The organism is Vibrio sp. 10N.286.49.B3 (genome assembly GCF_002873395.1).
Taxonomy (GTDB): Bacteria; Pseudomonadota; Gammaproteobacteria; order Enterobacterales; family Vibrionaceae; genus Vibrio.
On record NZ_MCUV01000004.1, the window covers coordinates 172,419 to 187,248 of the forward strand.

Here is a 14,830-nt window from a genome sequence, read left to right on the forward strand (position 1 = left end):
TGATAATCAAATGATAAATGAACGTCGAGCGCTCATTCTTGGCTTAACGGCTGTGCTATTGTGGTCAACCGTCGCGACCGCTTTTAAGCTGACTTTGGCAGAGTTTACCCCGATACAAATGCTGACCATGGCGAGTGTCGTTTCTGCGATTGCTCTTCTCACGATTTGTACGCTGCAAGGTAAAATCGGTTTAATTAGCCAGACGTTTACTGCTAATCCTTTTTACTACCTGTTGCTTGGCTTGGTTAACCCACTGGCGTATTACTTACTGCTCTTTAAGGCTTATGAACTGCTGCCCGCCTCGCAAGCTCAACCGATCAATTACAGCTGGGCGATCACGTTAACTTTAATGGCGGCGGTATTTTTAGGGCAGAAGATCCGCAAGCAAGATTGGGCAGCGTGCGTATTGGGCTACTTTGGCGTGATTGTCATTGCGACCAAGGGTGATGTGCTGGCGTTGGAGTTTGATAGTCCATTAGGGGTGGGATTGGCGCTGCTGTCTACTTTACTTTGGGCAGGCTATTGGATTTTAAATGCCAAAAATAAGGCAGATCCTGTGGTGGGCGTTCTGCTTGGTTTCTTAGTCGCGATTCCTTTTGCCTTTGCTTTGAGTTTCTATGAAGGCGCAAGTTGGCAGCACATTTCTCTACAAGGTTGGGCTGCGGTGACTTATGTGGGCTTGTTTGAAATGGGCATCACTTTTGTGGTGTGGATTAGCGCGTTAAAGCTGACGGAAAATACGGCGCGTATCAGCAATTTAATTTTCGCTTCTCCGTTTATTTCGCTGTTACTACTCGCCTATGTGATCGGTGAAACCATCCATCCTTCGACCTTGGTGGGCTTAGTGTTGATTATGATTGGACTGGCTATTCAGCAGTTAAAATTAGAAAACGAGAACACTAAACAAACAACACTATGAAAGATAACGAAATAAACGACCAACAGTTACATTGATCACAATAATAAACATTAGTACATAAAACGCTCGACAAGCCAGTCACTCAAAAGTAAACATACTTCATGCGGTATGAATACTCATGCCCATGGTTATTATTTTTGTCTATTGCGCTTTCAAGGAGGAAACGTTGAAGCAATCAGTCGCTCTTTTATTAATGCTGGGGCTCTTTGGTTGTGGTGAGGATAGTTCTACTCCCCCAACTACCGAGTTGCCAGAAGAGGGGCTAGTTACCCCTGTCGATTTAGTTGACTCAGCCATATCTAAAGATGGCTACTCAATAATTGAAATTAAACCTGAAGCAGAATTAGAGTTGGTAACGACCGAAGATTTCGTACTCACTCAATCAACAGATACTGAAGACTCAATGAAGCTTGTCGTTAGCGGACAGCTTACGATTACAAAATAAAAGGATTTAGCACCATGAAGATGACACCTATTGCCTCACTACTTTTCTTATTAAGCGCTTCTACAACGGCTGCCGATCATGCTGTTCTTAATGTTGAAGGCGAGATTCAAATCAATGGAAAAACCGTAATTGATCACAATGGTAATGTACTTGCCAGTGATACTGATACGATCAAGCTAAGTGATTATAGTGCAGCAAATGGTATCTACACTTACCAATCAAAGGGAAGCATAGAGCAAAGTGATCCAAACAATTACATCAATGTCTCAACTACCTGTAATAACGTAGATACCATTGAGACTAACAGTTCGAAATATGACTCTGAATGTACTTCTGATGAGTTTGAGGTGTATGGTTACTGGGATGAAGATGGCACTTATGTTAGTGGTACTTTTATGACTGTCATGGGATCAAGCTACTTCGGCACATCAACCTATGAAGGTGACCTTACGCATTTCAGCTATGAGTTCAGTAACTGGCAAACTGTTGACGGTAAAACCATTACTGACAGCTTCTCTGGGTCGTCCACTGAAAAAGTAACCGTGATTAGCCCGTACCCTGAGTATGTCAGTTTAGGTAACGGGGCGAGTAAAATGCTGCGTTTTGAGATCATCAACTCTAGCTGGGAAGATGAAATCGGCGATAGCTATTTATTTTCTGAAAAGTCGGAATACTTCAATCACGTTGATGAGTACACCAATAACCTAGGTAATACTTTCTCCAATTGTGTGTCGACAATACGTTCACGATACTATGGTCAATATGCGAACTACTATAGCAACTCTGGTCCTAGTATTTCCACTGGTGTTCGCTGCCAAGGGAGTGGATTCATCAATGAAAATGAAATTAGCTACACGCCACTCGCTTCAACTGAATCACGTTCTACTAGCACTATTGAAGTACCAATGGCGCTCTTAAAGGCAAAGGTTCAAGCTGCAGCCCAAAGAGCAACGCTAAAAAACTAATCCCACTTAAGGGTTAAATACATAAGTAGATTAAGCAATTAAACCGCTAATCTACTCATGATGCTTTACCTAATAGCAGTTAAAATTAAAGCGTAATAATTAACCGTATAACTGTCTTTTTATTTAGGCTTTCTTTATATTAATGCGATAAATATCATCTAAAGAAAGCCCATTTTACTTATGAATATTCGTGCTGCCATCAGCTTTGCTCTATTATCCCCTTTGCTGCTTACTTCCTGTAAACACAGTGACAACTCTCATGAAATTCCTGCGCCTGTCGATGATACTCCGATTTATAGCACTCAATACACACCGCTTTATCAACGCTATTTAGAGGGTGAAGCGCTCGAGGGCGATTTTTTACTTAATGACTGGTCGAAGGTGGGGTACGGAACCGACAATAAAATCCCCACGGTTACTGGACCTGTATTTCATGTCGCTGACTATGGCGCTTTTCCGGATGATGGCATCGATGACCTTGAGGGTATTCAAGCGACCATTAATGCGGCGATGGCAGCTGGCGGTGGCGTGGTGCAACTGGCTTCTGGTCTTTATGAGTTAAATATCGATCACGATGACCGTTCATTTCAACACAGTGATGCATTGTGGGCGACAGGTCCTGGCATTGTCATTCGCGGCGCTGGCTCTGGGATTGATAACGCAGCAGCAACCACGATTAAGCAGTGGAAAAAAGTCGATAAAGGCAGTGAGGCAGACCAAGCGGTTCGCACCGATCACACCATCAACTTTGGCTCAACCGATAATATGTCTTCAAGCCGTGCGAACGATATCACTCAAGCCATCGCACCCGGTGAGACCTTGGTGCATTTCAATGTTAAAGACCCAATCAATGTGGGTGATGACGTCCATATTACGATGCTAAGTTGGGCTCCACCTTACGATGCAAACAACCCTGATAATCCAAATTTGATGTTGGAAGTGCTTTACCCTCTTTATAAGGACGGTGAAGATGAATATGACTCTTATAACGTCGGCTTCCCTTATGCCCCTTTCCGTTTTCATGCAAAAGTCATTGCCATGCATGCCGATGGTATTGCTGAACTTGATCGCCCAGTGCCTCAAGCGATTAAACTCGAGTTCTTCCCCAAGTTTTACTCGATAGCCGTTAAGGAAAATGGCACAAGCGAATGTGGTGTCGAGAACTTAAACATTGAGAGCATTCATGATGGCTCTTATACCGAGGGCTATTATGATACTGGCGGTGTGAGTTTTCATCATGTTACCAACTGCTGGGTAAAGAATATTGCCATCAACAATACGATTATGGATATCAGCATTCACAGTTCTCTGTATGTCACTCTAGAGGATGTCGATATTCATGGTGAATTTGGTCATCATGGTATTGGTTTCTATGGGACATCGAATTCTTACGTGAATAATTTTAATTATTATGGCAGCAGAAACCATATGATCACCTTTAATGCCAATGCGTCATTTAATGTGGTGCGTAATGTCATCAACCATACTGAAGACGGTGGCGCAATTGATTTTCACAGTGGTTATTCGAAGTTTAACTTGATGGAAAATATTCAAAATACCTCGATTGCTAGCTCTGGTGCTAAAAGTAACAACTCCTCTTCAGGTCAATACAACCTGTTGTGGAATGCGACCAAAAAGCGTAATAACAACCCGAAAAATGCCGATGGGTTATTCCAATACTGTTGGTACACCAGCATGGCTTACTATGGAGAGTTTAGATACGATCCTGAAGGTCCTCACAACTACTGCTATCGTCGTCACCCGCGTATGCTTTATGTTGGACTGACCCACGTTTTGCCTGATACCGATGTGACGATCAATAAAAAGAGTGATGACATGATCGATGAGTGGCGCTATATCGAGGGGATCAATAACCCGAATGTCTACCCTCGCTCTATTTACGCTGCGCAACTTGAAGGGGAAAGAACGCAATACCCACTCCTTAAAGGGGTTGCGAATACAACGGTTGCCATTGACGAGACGTTTGATCCGATGCACGGCGTGATTGCCTACAACGCTGGTGACGGTGACTTAACCTCTAAGGTGATCATTACTGGTGAAGTCGATACTTCTTTTGCGAACCAAGCGCATCTGATTTATCAAGTCACCGACTCATTTGGTTTAACCACCAGCATGAATCGCTATGTGACTGTCAAATAGCTAGGTGATAGAGAAGTAGCTAGGTGATGGATAAAAGCTAGGTCGCAGTGAAACACTAAGTCGACAAATATAACCTCATTAAAAAGCCGAACGCATCATCGTTCGGCTTTTTTTGTTTTGGCTCATCTCATTGGGTTAAGTTGTTATTCCAACTCACTTACCCCAACTAAATGGTCGCAATTAACTTAAACCCACTGACCTGCTACGAAGCCAGAACTCCAGCACCATTGGAAATTATAACCGCCTAACCAACCCGTTACGTCCATCACTTCACCGATAAAGAATAAGCCTTTGTGCTGCTTACACTCCATAGTTTTTGATGAAATCATATCAGTATCCAAACCACCTAACGTCACTTCGGCGGTGCGATAGCCTTCCGTGCCATTGGGTGCGATCTGCCAGTTTTCTAAATGCTCAACAATCGCGGTCAATTGCTTTTCATTGAACTGTTTTAGCGGCTTGTCTTCGATCTCTTTACGCTTAATTAATACTTCCACTAAACGCTTTGGTAGAGCTTTGGCTAATGTATTTTTTAAACTTTGATTTGGGTTTGATTCACGTGCGCTAGTTAGCAGCTCCGCGACATCACAATCAGGAACAAGGTTAATGGTTACCTTCTGACCTGGCTGCCAGAATGAAGAAATTTGCAAGACAGCAGGACCCGATAAACCACGGTGGGTAAACAGTAATGCTTCTTTAAATAGAGTGCCATCTTGCGCGGTAATTTCAGCTGGAATGGCAATACCCGAAAGCTCGGCAAAGTCTTCTTTATCTTGTTTATGCAGCGTAAATGGCACTAAACCTGCGGTTGTTTGGATAACGGGCAATGCAAACTGCTCGGCAATTTTATAACCAAATGGCGTTGCACCCAGCTTAGGCATGGATAAACCACCCGTCGCGACAACCAAAGAATCACAGCTTAAAGCACCTTGACTCGTTTGCAGCGTATAGCCTGATTCCGTGCGCTCTATCGCTGATGTTTCACATTGGTATTTAAAATCAACATTACCAAAGTGACACTCTTTAAGTAGCATCGCCACGATTTCTTTTGCTGAATCGACACAGAACAGTTGACCATGATCGCGCTCTTCAAACTCAATGCCATACTTGCTAACTAGCGAGATAAAATCCCAATTGGTGTATTGAGATAATGCCGATTTAACAAAGTGTGGGTTTTCACATAAGTAGTTATTGGCACTGACATCGTAGTTAGTGAAGTTACAACGACCGCCTCCAGAGATTAAAATTTTACGTCCCGGTTTTTTTGCATTGTCGATCACCAAAACACGGCGTCCACGCTTGCCTGCCTCTGCTGCACACATTAATCCTGCTGCGCCCGCACCGATGATAATGACGTCAAATTTATCGCTCATAACTACCCTATTTACCAATAAAAAAAGGATGTGCATAAACGCACATCCTTGCTAATTTGATGGCTATTTTACCACCGGTCTGGCTTTTAACCAATCTCTGTCTTTTTAACCCACAATATAAGCGAACACTAAAGCATAAATGCTGTTAACAGTGTGACACCAAGTAGCATCATCGACAGAATAAATAACCCGCGAACACGATCGCATTTGCTGGTAAATACATCGTCATGATGGTGGTGGTACTCTCGACTTTTTAAGTAATGAAATAAACGTACCTGCTTACTTACATTACCGTGCGTGGTAAAAAAACCGCCCCCATCGACTTGTTGATATAGTAGTGGGTGCGCTTCACGCATGATATAAATTAGAGCACGCAATGCTGATAGATAACGAGCTAAATTAACGCAGGTTATTAACATCAAAGTGAATAGCATGGTGTCTGCACTGATCATCTTTCCTCCCTACATCTTCTTTGATGCCTAAGAGAAAAGACAATGAGTACGTCTTTTCTCGCGATTAAACCGCAGAGGCATCCATAACAGAAGATGAACCTTCTTTTGCCATAACAGCTAGGTCTTTATCGATGAAGAATAGGGCTTTACCGTCTTCACCAACTAAGTCTAGTTTGTCGAGAATTCCTTTAAACAACTTCTCTTCCTCATGTTGCTCTGCAACGTACCACTGTAGAAAATTAAAGGTTGAGTAGTCTTGGCTAGTGAAAGCAACATGAGCAAGTTTATTGATTTGCTGGGTAATCATCTGCTCATGCTGGTAAGTTTCTCGAAATACATCGCCTAAGCTGGCAAAGTCATATCGTGGGGATTCAATTGCGCCAATAATTGGCAATGCACCCGTTTCACTTACGTAGGTAAATAGGCGCTGCATATGCTGCATTTCTTCGGTCGCATGGGCGCGTAAAAACTCCGCAGCACCCTCAAAACCTTTGTCTTCACACCAAGCACTCATTTGTAAGTATAGATTGGATGAGAAAAATTCCAGATTAATTTGCTCATTCAATTTTTCAATCATATTCTCAGATAACATTTAACGCTCCCTATCAGGTTTATCTACATTACCCTTACTATAATACTCATTTATTTAACTTTCGCACTCTAAACCGATATGAGATCACGACAACAGCAAAAAGAATCATAAGCTGCTAATCTAATTGTAGTGAGTTAAAAAGGAGAGCCGCTATGAGTTACCAACATATTCTTGTCGCTATCGATTTATCGGAAGAGAGCAAAATTCTCGTCGATAAAGCGACATCTTTAGCTAAAGCATTGGATGCGAAAGTCTCTTTTGTTCATATCGATGTTAGCTATGCTGAGCTATACACAGGTCTGATTGAGATTAATCTCGCTGAAACGCAAAACATTACGATGCAGAACTCCAATGAGCAACTCAAGGAATTAGCCGATTACGCTAGCTATCCGATTCATCATACTTTGGTGGGCAGCGGTGATTTGAGCACGGAGATGTGTGACACGATTAAGGAGTTTAATGTTGATTTAGTGGTATGCGGTCACCATCAAGATTTCTGGAGCAAACTGCTATCATCGACTCGTACGCTAATGGGATGCTCACCGGTCGATATGCTTGTCGTGCCATTTAAGAAGTAAGCCGATAAGAAATAAGCTGATAAGAAAAAGCATCGGTCTTATTAAAGCGAATAAACACAAAGGGCACATCACTCTAGCGATGTGCCCTTTGTTTGTTTATTTATCTGACCAGTAGCCTGATTAGCGATATGGGTGTGATGGCGCAGACATTAATGGGCATGGATGCCCATTACTAAGCGAACAGGGATGTCTTGAGCGGTCTGCAGAATCATTGCCATATTGTGTTCATGACTCGGCTTAGCTTTCAATGAACTTAACTTATGCCATTTGAAACTTCTTCCGATCGCTATTAACCGATTAACCAATTAACCAATTTTAGTTTTGACTATTTTTTCATTAATCCACAGTGATAAAACGATGATGCCGCCGCCCAACATTAAGCGTGGGAAATCCACATCACGATTCCAAATCAAGATATTAATCAATAAGCCAGCCGGAACCAGTAAGTTATTCATCACTGCCAATGCGCCGGCATTTACCACACACGCCCCTTTATTCCATAAGAAATAACCTAACCCCGAAGCAATAACGCCAAGGTAGACTAAAATGCCCCACTGGAACGCTGTCGTTGGCAGTTTACTCATATCCCCTAATAGCGCACAGGCAACACTGGCTACGCAGAGAGCGCCAAGGTAGAAGTAACCAAAAATCGTATGCTGAGGAAGTTCGACAGGGCTTTTTTCCATCACATATTTATAGCCCACTTGTCCCATGGCAAAGCAGAGGTTCGCACCTTGAACGACAAAAAATCCGATGATGAAATCTTCATTAATATGCGAGAACTTAATCACCACCGCGCCCAATACAGCAACGATAGCGGTCACAAGATACCAAGGTGAAAAACGCCCTTTAAGTAGATCGTAAAACAAAGTGACGTACAACGGCGTAAAGACGGTGAAGAGTAAAACTTCAGGTACAGAAAGCAGCAAGAATGATTGATAGTAAAAACAATACATTAAACCAAGTTGCACGCCACCTATCGCCATAAGCTTTGCAATCAAAGACTTCGGAATATTCCGGAATGTTAAAAATGGCAAAAAGGCGAGACTAGCCAGCGCGACACGCATCCATACCGAAAACCATGCATCCACATGCCCTGCCAGATACTCGCCAATTAAACTGAATGAGAACGCCCACAATAAGGTGACGCCATAAAGGTAATTCATATTCTATTTGCTCCATCAAAAAGAAAGTTAGCTCATTGAAGCTTTTACATAAACATCAAAACGGTTCTTCTTCGTTTCAATTGCCATACTCGGTTTTTGCTCTGCTAGCCATTCAGCGTAATCGGGTCTTTTCACCACAACACGCTTAGTGGCAAGTGCAAGCGCTGGTGCTAATAGTCCATCTGCATCTAAATCGGCACCGACTAAAGATTGAAAAACGCGCATCTCTTTTTTCACTAATGCGCTTTTCTTTTTATTTTCAGGGTGCGGATACATAGGATCGAGGTACACCACATCTGGCTGCTCAAAGTTAGGATCTTGCGCCAATTTATCTAACGCATCGTGACTTGAAGCGTGAATCAAACTCATCCTTTCGCTGATCCAACCACCGATTTCACTGTCCTGCTTTGCTCGCTCTAACCCATCATCCAGCAGTGCTGCCACCACAGGATGACGCTCAACCATCTGCACTTTACAACCTAAAGACGCCAATACAAAAGCATCACGACCTAAGCCTGCCGTACCATCTAATACTGTCGGGGTAACGCCTTTATTGAGACCTGCCGCTTTAGCAATAGATTGACCTTTACCACCACCAAATTTACGACGATGACCCACCGCGCCGCCAATTAAATCCACATAGATGGCACCCAGTTTTGGTTCATCCAATTTGCGCAGCTCTAATCGCTCCTCTGTAAGCACCAAAGCAAACGGACTTTGATCGCAATGCACAAGGTTCCAACGCTGGGCAAGTTGCTCTAAACGTTGATTAAGGGTTGATGCTTCGCAAATGAGTTGTAACTGCAAAGTAGGCTCCACTGTGGTTAAGTTATGTTGGCATGATGCGCAAGTGTACCTTAGTTTATGTTGAGATTAAGCACAAAATACCCAATTCAATCCATTCTTATTACGCTAGAATAGCTCGCACCGCTTATGATGAACTCGCTTGATAAGGATTGCTGATGCCAACCACCGCCCCTCGATTAGATGATTTGGATCGTGCCATTTTAAAAACCTTGATGAATGATGCTCGTACGCCTTATGCTGAAATGGCAAAGCAGTTTGCGGTCAGCCCAGCGACGATTCACGTGCGCATTGAAAAGATGAAAAACGCCGATATCATTCAGGGTACAGAGGTGGTCGTTAACAGTAAAAAACTGGGTTATGACGTGTGCTGTTTTATTGGTATTAACTTAAAAGCGGCGCGAGATTACCATTCCGCGATTGATAAGTTACGTGCACTTGATGAGGTGGTTGAAGCTTACTACACCACGGGCGCTTACAATATTTTTGCCAAGTTGATGTGCAAGTCGATTGAAGAGTTACAGTTTGTTTTGATCGATAAACTGCAAGCGATTGATGAAGTGCAATCCACCGAGACGTTGATCTCTTTGCAAAACCCGATCAACCGTAATGTGAATCCTTAGCCCTTAAGCAACTTAGTCGTCGTTCAACAAGCAGACATAAAAAAGCACCCCACTTTCATACTAAAGTTAAGAGTGCTTTTTTATTATCTAATTAAGCCCATTAGCGACTGATTAGTAATGTTGATACTGAGTGAATTACGCTTCAATACCCGCATGACGCAGCATGGCATCGATTTGTGGCTCACGACCACGGAAGCGTTTGAACAGCTCCATTGGCTCTTCGCTGCCGCCCATTTCTAAAATATTATTTAGGAAGCTTTGACCGGTTTCAGGGTTAAAAATGCCTTCCTCTTCAAAACGAGAGAAAGCATCTGCCGATAACACTTCAGCCCATAGGTAGCTGTAGTAACCTGCGCTATAACCACCAGCAAAAATATGCCCAAAGCTGTGTGAGAAACGGTTCCACTCAAGACTTGGCAATACCGCAACTTTCGCTTTCACGCCCGCTAATGTCTCAAGTACTTTTGCGCCCACTTCTGGTTCGTATTCAGTGTGCAGTGTGAAATCGAACAGACCAAACTCAAGCTGACGTAAAATAAACATCGCTGATTGGAAGTTCTTCGCTGCCAACATTTTATCTAGCATCGCTTTCGGTAATGGCTCACCTGTTTCGTAATGACCAGAAATAAACGCCAGCGCCTCTTCTTCCCAACACCAGTTTTCTAAAAATTGGCTTGGTAATTCAACCGCATCCCAAGGAACACCGTTGATGCCCGATACCGCGCCTGAATCAATTTGAGTTAGCATGTGGTGAATACCGTGACCCGTTTCATGGAACAAGGTAACCACTTCATCATGAGTAAAGAGCGCAGGCTTATCACCCACTGGCTTATTGAAGTTACACGTTAAGTAAGCCACTGGGGTTTGCAGTTCACCTTCACTGGTCACTCGACGTACACGACAATCATCCATCCATGCGCCGCCACGTTTGTGTTCACGCGCATAAAGATCAAGATAGAAGCTACCACGCAGCACTTGATTGGCATCGGTAATATCAAAGAAGCGTACTGAGTCATGCCATGTATCAACATCGGTGCGCTCGGTCACTGTCATACCAAAGACGCGATTGAGCACTTCAAATAGACCGCTAATCACTTTATCTTCTGGGAAGTATGGACGCAGCTCTTCATCTGAAATATCAAATAGCTTCTGTTTTTGTTTTTCACTGTAGTAAGCAATGTCCCACAGCTTTAATTCACTCACACCAAACTCTTGCTCGGCAAACTGGCGTAGCTCTTCAACTTCACGCTCACCTTGTGGCTTGGCTTTTGCTGCTAAGTCATTTAAAAAGCTTAAGACTTGACCAGTGTTCTCTGCCATTTTCGTCGCGAGTGATTTTTCACTGAAAGTATTAAAGCCCAACATGCGTGCCAATTCATGACGCAGTTTTAGTTGCTCGGCAATGATTTCTGTATTATCCCACTCACCCGCTTTAGGACCGCGATCTGAAGCACGAGTCACAAACGCTTCATACATTTCAGCGCGCAGTGCTTGGCTATCACAGTACATCATCACAGGCAGGTAAGACGGCATTTCCAGTGTCAGCAAGTAACCTTCTAGCTCTTTCGCTTCTGCATTTGCTTTCGCTGCGAGAATGGCAGACTCTGGCATACCCGCCAATTCCGCTTCATCACTCACTAGCTTGCTCCAACCCATCGTGGCATCTAGCACGTTATTAGAAAAGGTTGAACTTAGCTCTGACATACGCTTGCTGATATCACCATAGCGCGTTTGCTGATCAGCAGGTAGACCAATACCTGACAATTCAAAATCACGTAGCGCATCGGTAATGGTTTTCTTTTCGGCTTGGCTTAGCGTTGCAAACTCATCGCTGGCTTTGATCGCTTTATACGCTTCAAATAGCCCTTTGTGTTGACCTACCCACGTGCCGTATTCAGACAGGATAGGAAGACAACTTTCATACGCTTCACGCAATTCTTCACTGTTCATCACCGAGTTTAAGTGACCGATAGGCGACCAAAGACGGCTTAGGTGATCATCCACTTCTTCAATCGGTGCAATAACGTTAGTCCAACTTGGCGCATCGTTATCTGCCAATACTTGTTCGATTTTCGCGCGGCACTGCTCGATAACCTGCTCAACAGCTGGCTTCACATGCTCGGGCTTAATTACAGAAAACGGGGGTAAATCGGTAAAAGTGAGAAGCGGATTTGACATAGGGCATCCTTTAATTTCGTTTTTATCTATCATTTATAAAATAGTAAATGTAGGCGTCTTATAGAAATTTCAATAGTGGCGTATAATCAGTCTATTCGTTTTTCTTTACTTCGTGGCAAATTCGTCATGAATTATTGAGATCAACATTCAGTATTCACTAAGTGAGACCGTATTTTGCTAAGTTATCGTCACAGTTTTCATGCTGGCAACCATGCCGATGTGGTAAAACATATCGTACAAAGTTTGATTCTTGATGCGTTAAAACAAAAAGATAAGCCATTTGTTTATCACGATACACACTCAGGTGTTGGTCGTTATGATTTGACGCATGAGTGGTCGGAAAAGACCGGTGAATTCAAACAAGGGATCGCGCGTCTTTGGGCTCAAGAGGATCTTCCTGCTGATATTCATAGCTATTTAGAAGCGATTCGTGAGCTAAATAATAGCGATGAATTACGTTACTACCCAGGTTCTCCACGTGTTGCTCGTGCTCACCTACGTGAAGGCGACCGCATGGTATTAACCGAGCTGCACCCAAGCGATCATCCGCTATTAGAACAAGAGTTCCATCGCGATCGCCAAGTGAAGATCTACAAAGAAGATGGCTTCCAACGCTTGAAGGGCAGCTTGCCTCCAAAAGAGCGTCGTGGTTTAGTATTGATTGACCCTCCTTATGAGCTGGCTCGTGAATACAGCGATGTGGTTCGTGCGATTGGTCAAAGTCATAAGCGCTGGGCAACGGGTATCTACGCTATTTGGTATCCAGTGGTCAACCGTTGTGATATTGAAGATATGATTGAAGGTCTAGAAGGTTTAGGCATCAAGAAAATCTTACAGATCGAGCTAGGGGTTTCTCCTGATACTAATGAGCGCGGTATGACAGCATCAGGCATGATCGTGATTAACCCGCCGTGGAAACTGGAAAGCCAGATGCAAGCGATTCTGCCTTTCTTGAAAGAGGCGATTGCACCAGTAACGGGTCATCATAAAGTTGAATGGATTGTGCCTGAGTAACGAGCGATGTCTCAATAAGTAAACGGCTCGACATGAATATAATGCACCATCGCACGCTCAACGTGGTGGTGCTGTAGTAAATCAAAAAAATAGTAAAAAGAAATAATTATAAATTTAGGGAGAGAGTAAATAATGACAACGCATTTTGATTATATCTGTATCGGTGGTGGTAGTGGTGGTATTGCATCAGCGAACCGTGCTGCGATGCATGGCGCAAAAGTCGCGCTTATCGAAGCAAAAGATTTAGGCGGCACCTGCGTTAACGTTGGTTGTGTGCCAAAGAAAGTGATGTGGCATGGCGCTCAAGTGGCTGAAGCGATCAACTTATACGCAGAAGATTATGGCTTTGATGTGGATGTGAAGAGCTTCAACTGGGGCAAGATCATCGAGAACCGTCAAGCGTACATCGGTCGTATCCACCAGTCTTATGACCGCGTTTTAGGCAACAACAAAGTTCACGTTATCAAAGGTTTTGCTCGCTTTGTATCGGAAGAAGGCGTTGATGTTAAAACCGTTGAAGTGGATGGCGTGCGCTACACCGCTGATCATATTTTGATTGCTGTCGGTGGTCGTCCAAGCATTCCAAACGTGCCTGGTGCTGAGTACGGTATTGATTCTAATGGCTTCTTTGAGCTAACGGAGCAACCAAAACGTGTAGCTGTGATTGGCGCGGGTTACATTGCTGTTGAGATTGCTGGTGTATTGAGTGCGTTAGGTACAGAGACACACCTTTTCTGCCGTAAAGAGTCTCCGCTACGTAGTTTTGACCCGATGATTGTTGAAACGTTAGTGGAAGTGATGGCGGCTGAAGGTCCAACGCTACACACTCAATCAGTGCCAAAAGAAGTGGTTAAAGAGGCGGATGGTAGCCTGACACTGCACTTGGAAAATGGTAACACGCAGAATGTTGATACTTTGATTTGGGCAATTGGTCGTCATCCAGCAACGGATGCGATTAACCTACCAGCAACGGGCGTAGCAACCAATGATCGCGGCTACATTAAGGTTGATGAGTACCAAGAAACCAACGTTCCAGGCATCTACTGTGTGGGTGATATCATGGAAGGTGGCGTTGAACTAACGCCTGTCGCGGTTAAAGCAGGTCGTCAATTATCTGAGCGTTTGTTCAATGGTAAAACAACAGCGAAAATGGATTATGACCTGATCCCAACCGTTGTATTTAGCCACCCACCAATTGGGACTATTGGTTTAACTGAGCAAGAAGCTGACGCGCAATACGGCAAAGAGAATGTGAAAGTTTACACCTCTGGCTTTACGGCGATGTACACGGCTGTGACTAAGCACCGTCAACCATGCAAAATGAAGCTAATTTGTGCTGGTGATGATGAGAAAGTGGTTGGTCTACACGGCATTGGTTTCACGGTTGATGAGATGATCCAAGGCTTTGCTGTGGCAATGAAGATGGGCGCAACCAAAGCCGATTTCGATGCGGTTGTGGCTATTCACCCTACCGGCAGCGAAGAATTCGTTACTATGAGGTAGGTAACTGATATTAAATGAAAAGGTCAGCAAGCGCTGACCTTTTTTGTATCTGTTGTTA

At 43.6% G+C, this 14,830-nt stretch carries 14 protein-coding genes; 8 read left to right on the forward strand and 6 right to left on the reverse strand.

What is annotated here, in order from left to right:
• The first annotated feature begins 13 nt into the window (after positions 1-13).
• The 4 genes from BCU68_RS04005 to BCU68_RS04020 all read left to right on the forward strand — a co-directional run bounded on the left by BCU68_RS04005 (position 14) and on the right by BCU68_RS04020 (position 4,489).
• Positions 14-919 (forward strand): DMT family transporter, encoded by a 906-nt coding sequence (locus BCU68_RS04005; RefSeq protein ID WP_102563548.1) that lies wholly within the window; start codon positions 14-16, stop codon positions 917-919.
• A 166-nt stretch (positions 920-1,085) separates the two neighbouring features.
• Entirely contained in the window at positions 1,086-1,364 is a 279-nt protein-coding gene (locus BCU68_RS04010) for a hypothetical protein (protein WP_102563514.1), read from the forward strand.
• 14 nt (positions 1,365-1,378) lie between these two features.
• Entirely contained in the window at positions 1,379-2,329 is a 951-nt protein-coding gene (locus BCU68_RS04015) for a hypothetical protein (protein ID WP_102563515.1), read from the forward strand.
• 180 nt (positions 2,330-2,509) lie between these two features.
• Positions 2,510-4,489, forward strand: a complete 1,980-nt coding sequence (locus tag BCU68_RS04020) for an immunoglobulin-like domain-containing protein (protein ID WP_102563516.1) — start codon at positions 2,510-2,512, stop codon at positions 4,487-4,489.
• A gap of 185 nt (positions 4,490-4,674) precedes the next feature.
• Here the strand turns inward: BCU68_RS04020 and BCU68_RS04025 are convergent, their stop codons facing one another.
• The 3 genes from BCU68_RS04025 to ftnA all read right to left on the reverse strand — a co-directional run bounded on the left by BCU68_RS04025 (position 4,675) and on the right by ftnA (position 6,906).
• Complete coding sequence (locus BCU68_RS04025) at positions 4,675-5,862, reverse strand: NAD(P)/FAD-dependent oxidoreductase (RefSeq protein WP_102563549.1); 1,188 nt, start codon at positions 5,860-5,862, stop codon at positions 4,675-4,677.
• Positions 5,863-5,990: 128 nt separating this feature from the next.
• Complete coding sequence (uspB, locus tag BCU68_RS04030; protein ID WP_102563517.1) at positions 5,991-6,314, reverse strand: universal stress protein UspB; 324 nt, start codon at positions 6,312-6,314, stop codon at positions 5,991-5,993.
• 64 nt (positions 6,315-6,378) lie between these two features.
• On the reverse strand, positions 6,379-6,906 hold the full coding sequence (ftnA, locus tag BCU68_RS04035) for a non-heme ferritin (protein ID WP_102563518.1): 528 nt from the start codon (positions 6,904-6,906) through the stop codon (positions 6,379-6,381).
• Between the two features lie 152 nt (positions 6,907-7,058).
• Here ftnA and BCU68_RS04040 point away from each other — a divergent pair, with 152 nt between their 5' ends.
• The gene (locus tag BCU68_RS04040; protein ID WP_102563519.1) at positions 7,059-7,484 is read left to right on the forward strand and encodes a universal stress protein; all 426 of its coding nucleotides are present in this window, start codon (positions 7,059-7,061) and stop codon (positions 7,482-7,484) included.
• A 305-nt stretch (positions 7,485-7,789) separates the two neighbouring features.
• Here the strand turns inward: BCU68_RS04040 and BCU68_RS04045 are convergent, their stop codons facing one another.
• Both BCU68_RS04045 and BCU68_RS04050 read right to left on the reverse strand, forming a co-directional pair.
• On the reverse strand, positions 7,790-8,650 hold the full coding sequence (locus BCU68_RS04045) for a carboxylate/amino acid/amine transporter (RefSeq protein ID WP_102563520.1): 861 nt from the start codon (positions 8,648-8,650) through the stop codon (positions 7,790-7,792).
• Between the two features lie 27 nt (positions 8,651-8,677).
• The gene (locus BCU68_RS04050; protein ID WP_102563550.1) at positions 8,678-9,457 is read right to left on the reverse strand and encodes a class I SAM-dependent methyltransferase; all 780 of its coding nucleotides are present in this window, start codon (positions 9,455-9,457) and stop codon (positions 8,678-8,680) included.
• Between the two features lie 155 nt (positions 9,458-9,612).
• On the opposite strand from BCU68_RS04050, the gene asnC reads away from it, so the two are divergent.
• Positions 9,613-10,077 (forward strand): transcriptional regulator AsnC, encoded by a 465-nt coding sequence (gene asnC, locus BCU68_RS04055; protein ID WP_102563521.1) that lies wholly within the window; start codon positions 9,613-9,615, stop codon positions 10,075-10,077.
• A gap of 135 nt (positions 10,078-10,212) precedes the next feature.
• On the opposite strand, the gene prlC is transcribed toward asnC, so the two are convergent.
• The gene (gene prlC / locus BCU68_RS04060) at positions 10,213-12,255 is read right to left on the reverse strand and encodes an oligopeptidase A (RefSeq protein WP_102563522.1); all 2,043 of its coding nucleotides are present in this window, start codon (positions 12,253-12,255) and stop codon (positions 10,213-10,215) included.
• 174 nt (positions 12,256-12,429) lie between these two features.
• Here prlC and BCU68_RS04065 point away from each other — a divergent pair, with 174 nt between their 5' ends.
• Both BCU68_RS04065 and gorA read left to right on the forward strand, forming a co-directional pair.
• Complete coding sequence (locus BCU68_RS04065) at positions 12,430-13,269, forward strand: 23S rRNA (adenine(2030)-N(6))-methyltransferase RlmJ (protein WP_102563523.1); 840 nt, start codon at positions 12,430-12,432, stop codon at positions 13,267-13,269.
• A 132-nt stretch (positions 13,270-13,401) separates the two neighbouring features.
• Positions 13,402-14,772 (forward strand): glutathione-disulfide reductase, encoded by a 1,371-nt coding sequence (gene gorA / locus BCU68_RS04070; protein ID WP_102563524.1) that lies wholly within the window; start codon positions 13,402-13,404, stop codon positions 14,770-14,772.
• Positions 14,773-14,830 lie beyond the last annotated feature (58 nt).

Coding starts and splice junctions, on each gene's coding strand:
- BCU68_RS04045 (WP_102563520.1), bottom strand. CDS start 8,650: ATGAATTACCTTTATGGCGTCACCTTATTGTGGGCGTTCTCATTCAGT.
- BCU68_RS04020 (WP_102563516.1), top strand. CDS start 2,510: ATGAATATTCGTGCTGCCATCAGCTTTGCTCTATTATCCCCTTTGCTG.
- uspB (WP_102563517.1), bottom strand. CDS start 6,314: ATGATCAGTGCAGACACCATGCTATTCACTTTGATGTTAATAACCTGC.
- gorA (WP_102563524.1), top strand. CDS start 13,402: ATGACAACGCATTTTGATTATATCTGTATCGGTGGTGGTAGTGGTGGT.
- ftnA (WP_102563518.1), bottom strand. CDS start 6,906: ATGTTATCTGAGAATATGATTGAAAAATTGAATGAGCAAATTAATCTG.
- prlC (WP_102563522.1), bottom strand. CDS start 12,255: ATGTCAAATCCGCTTCTCACTTTTACCGATTTACCCCCGTTTTCTGTA.
- BCU68_RS04015 (WP_102563515.1), top strand. CDS start 1,379: ATGAAGATGACACCTATTGCCTCACTACTTTTCTTATTAAGCGCTTCT.
- asnC (WP_102563521.1), top strand. CDS start 9,613: ATGCCAACCACCGCCCCTCGATTAGATGATTTGGATCGTGCCATTTTA.
- BCU68_RS04025 (WP_102563549.1), bottom strand. CDS start 5,862: ATGAGCGATAAATTTGACGTCATTATCATCGGTGCGGGCGCAGCAGGA.
- BCU68_RS04040 (WP_102563519.1), top strand. CDS start 7,059: ATGAGTTACCAACATATTCTTGTCGCTATCGATTTATCGGAAGAGAGC.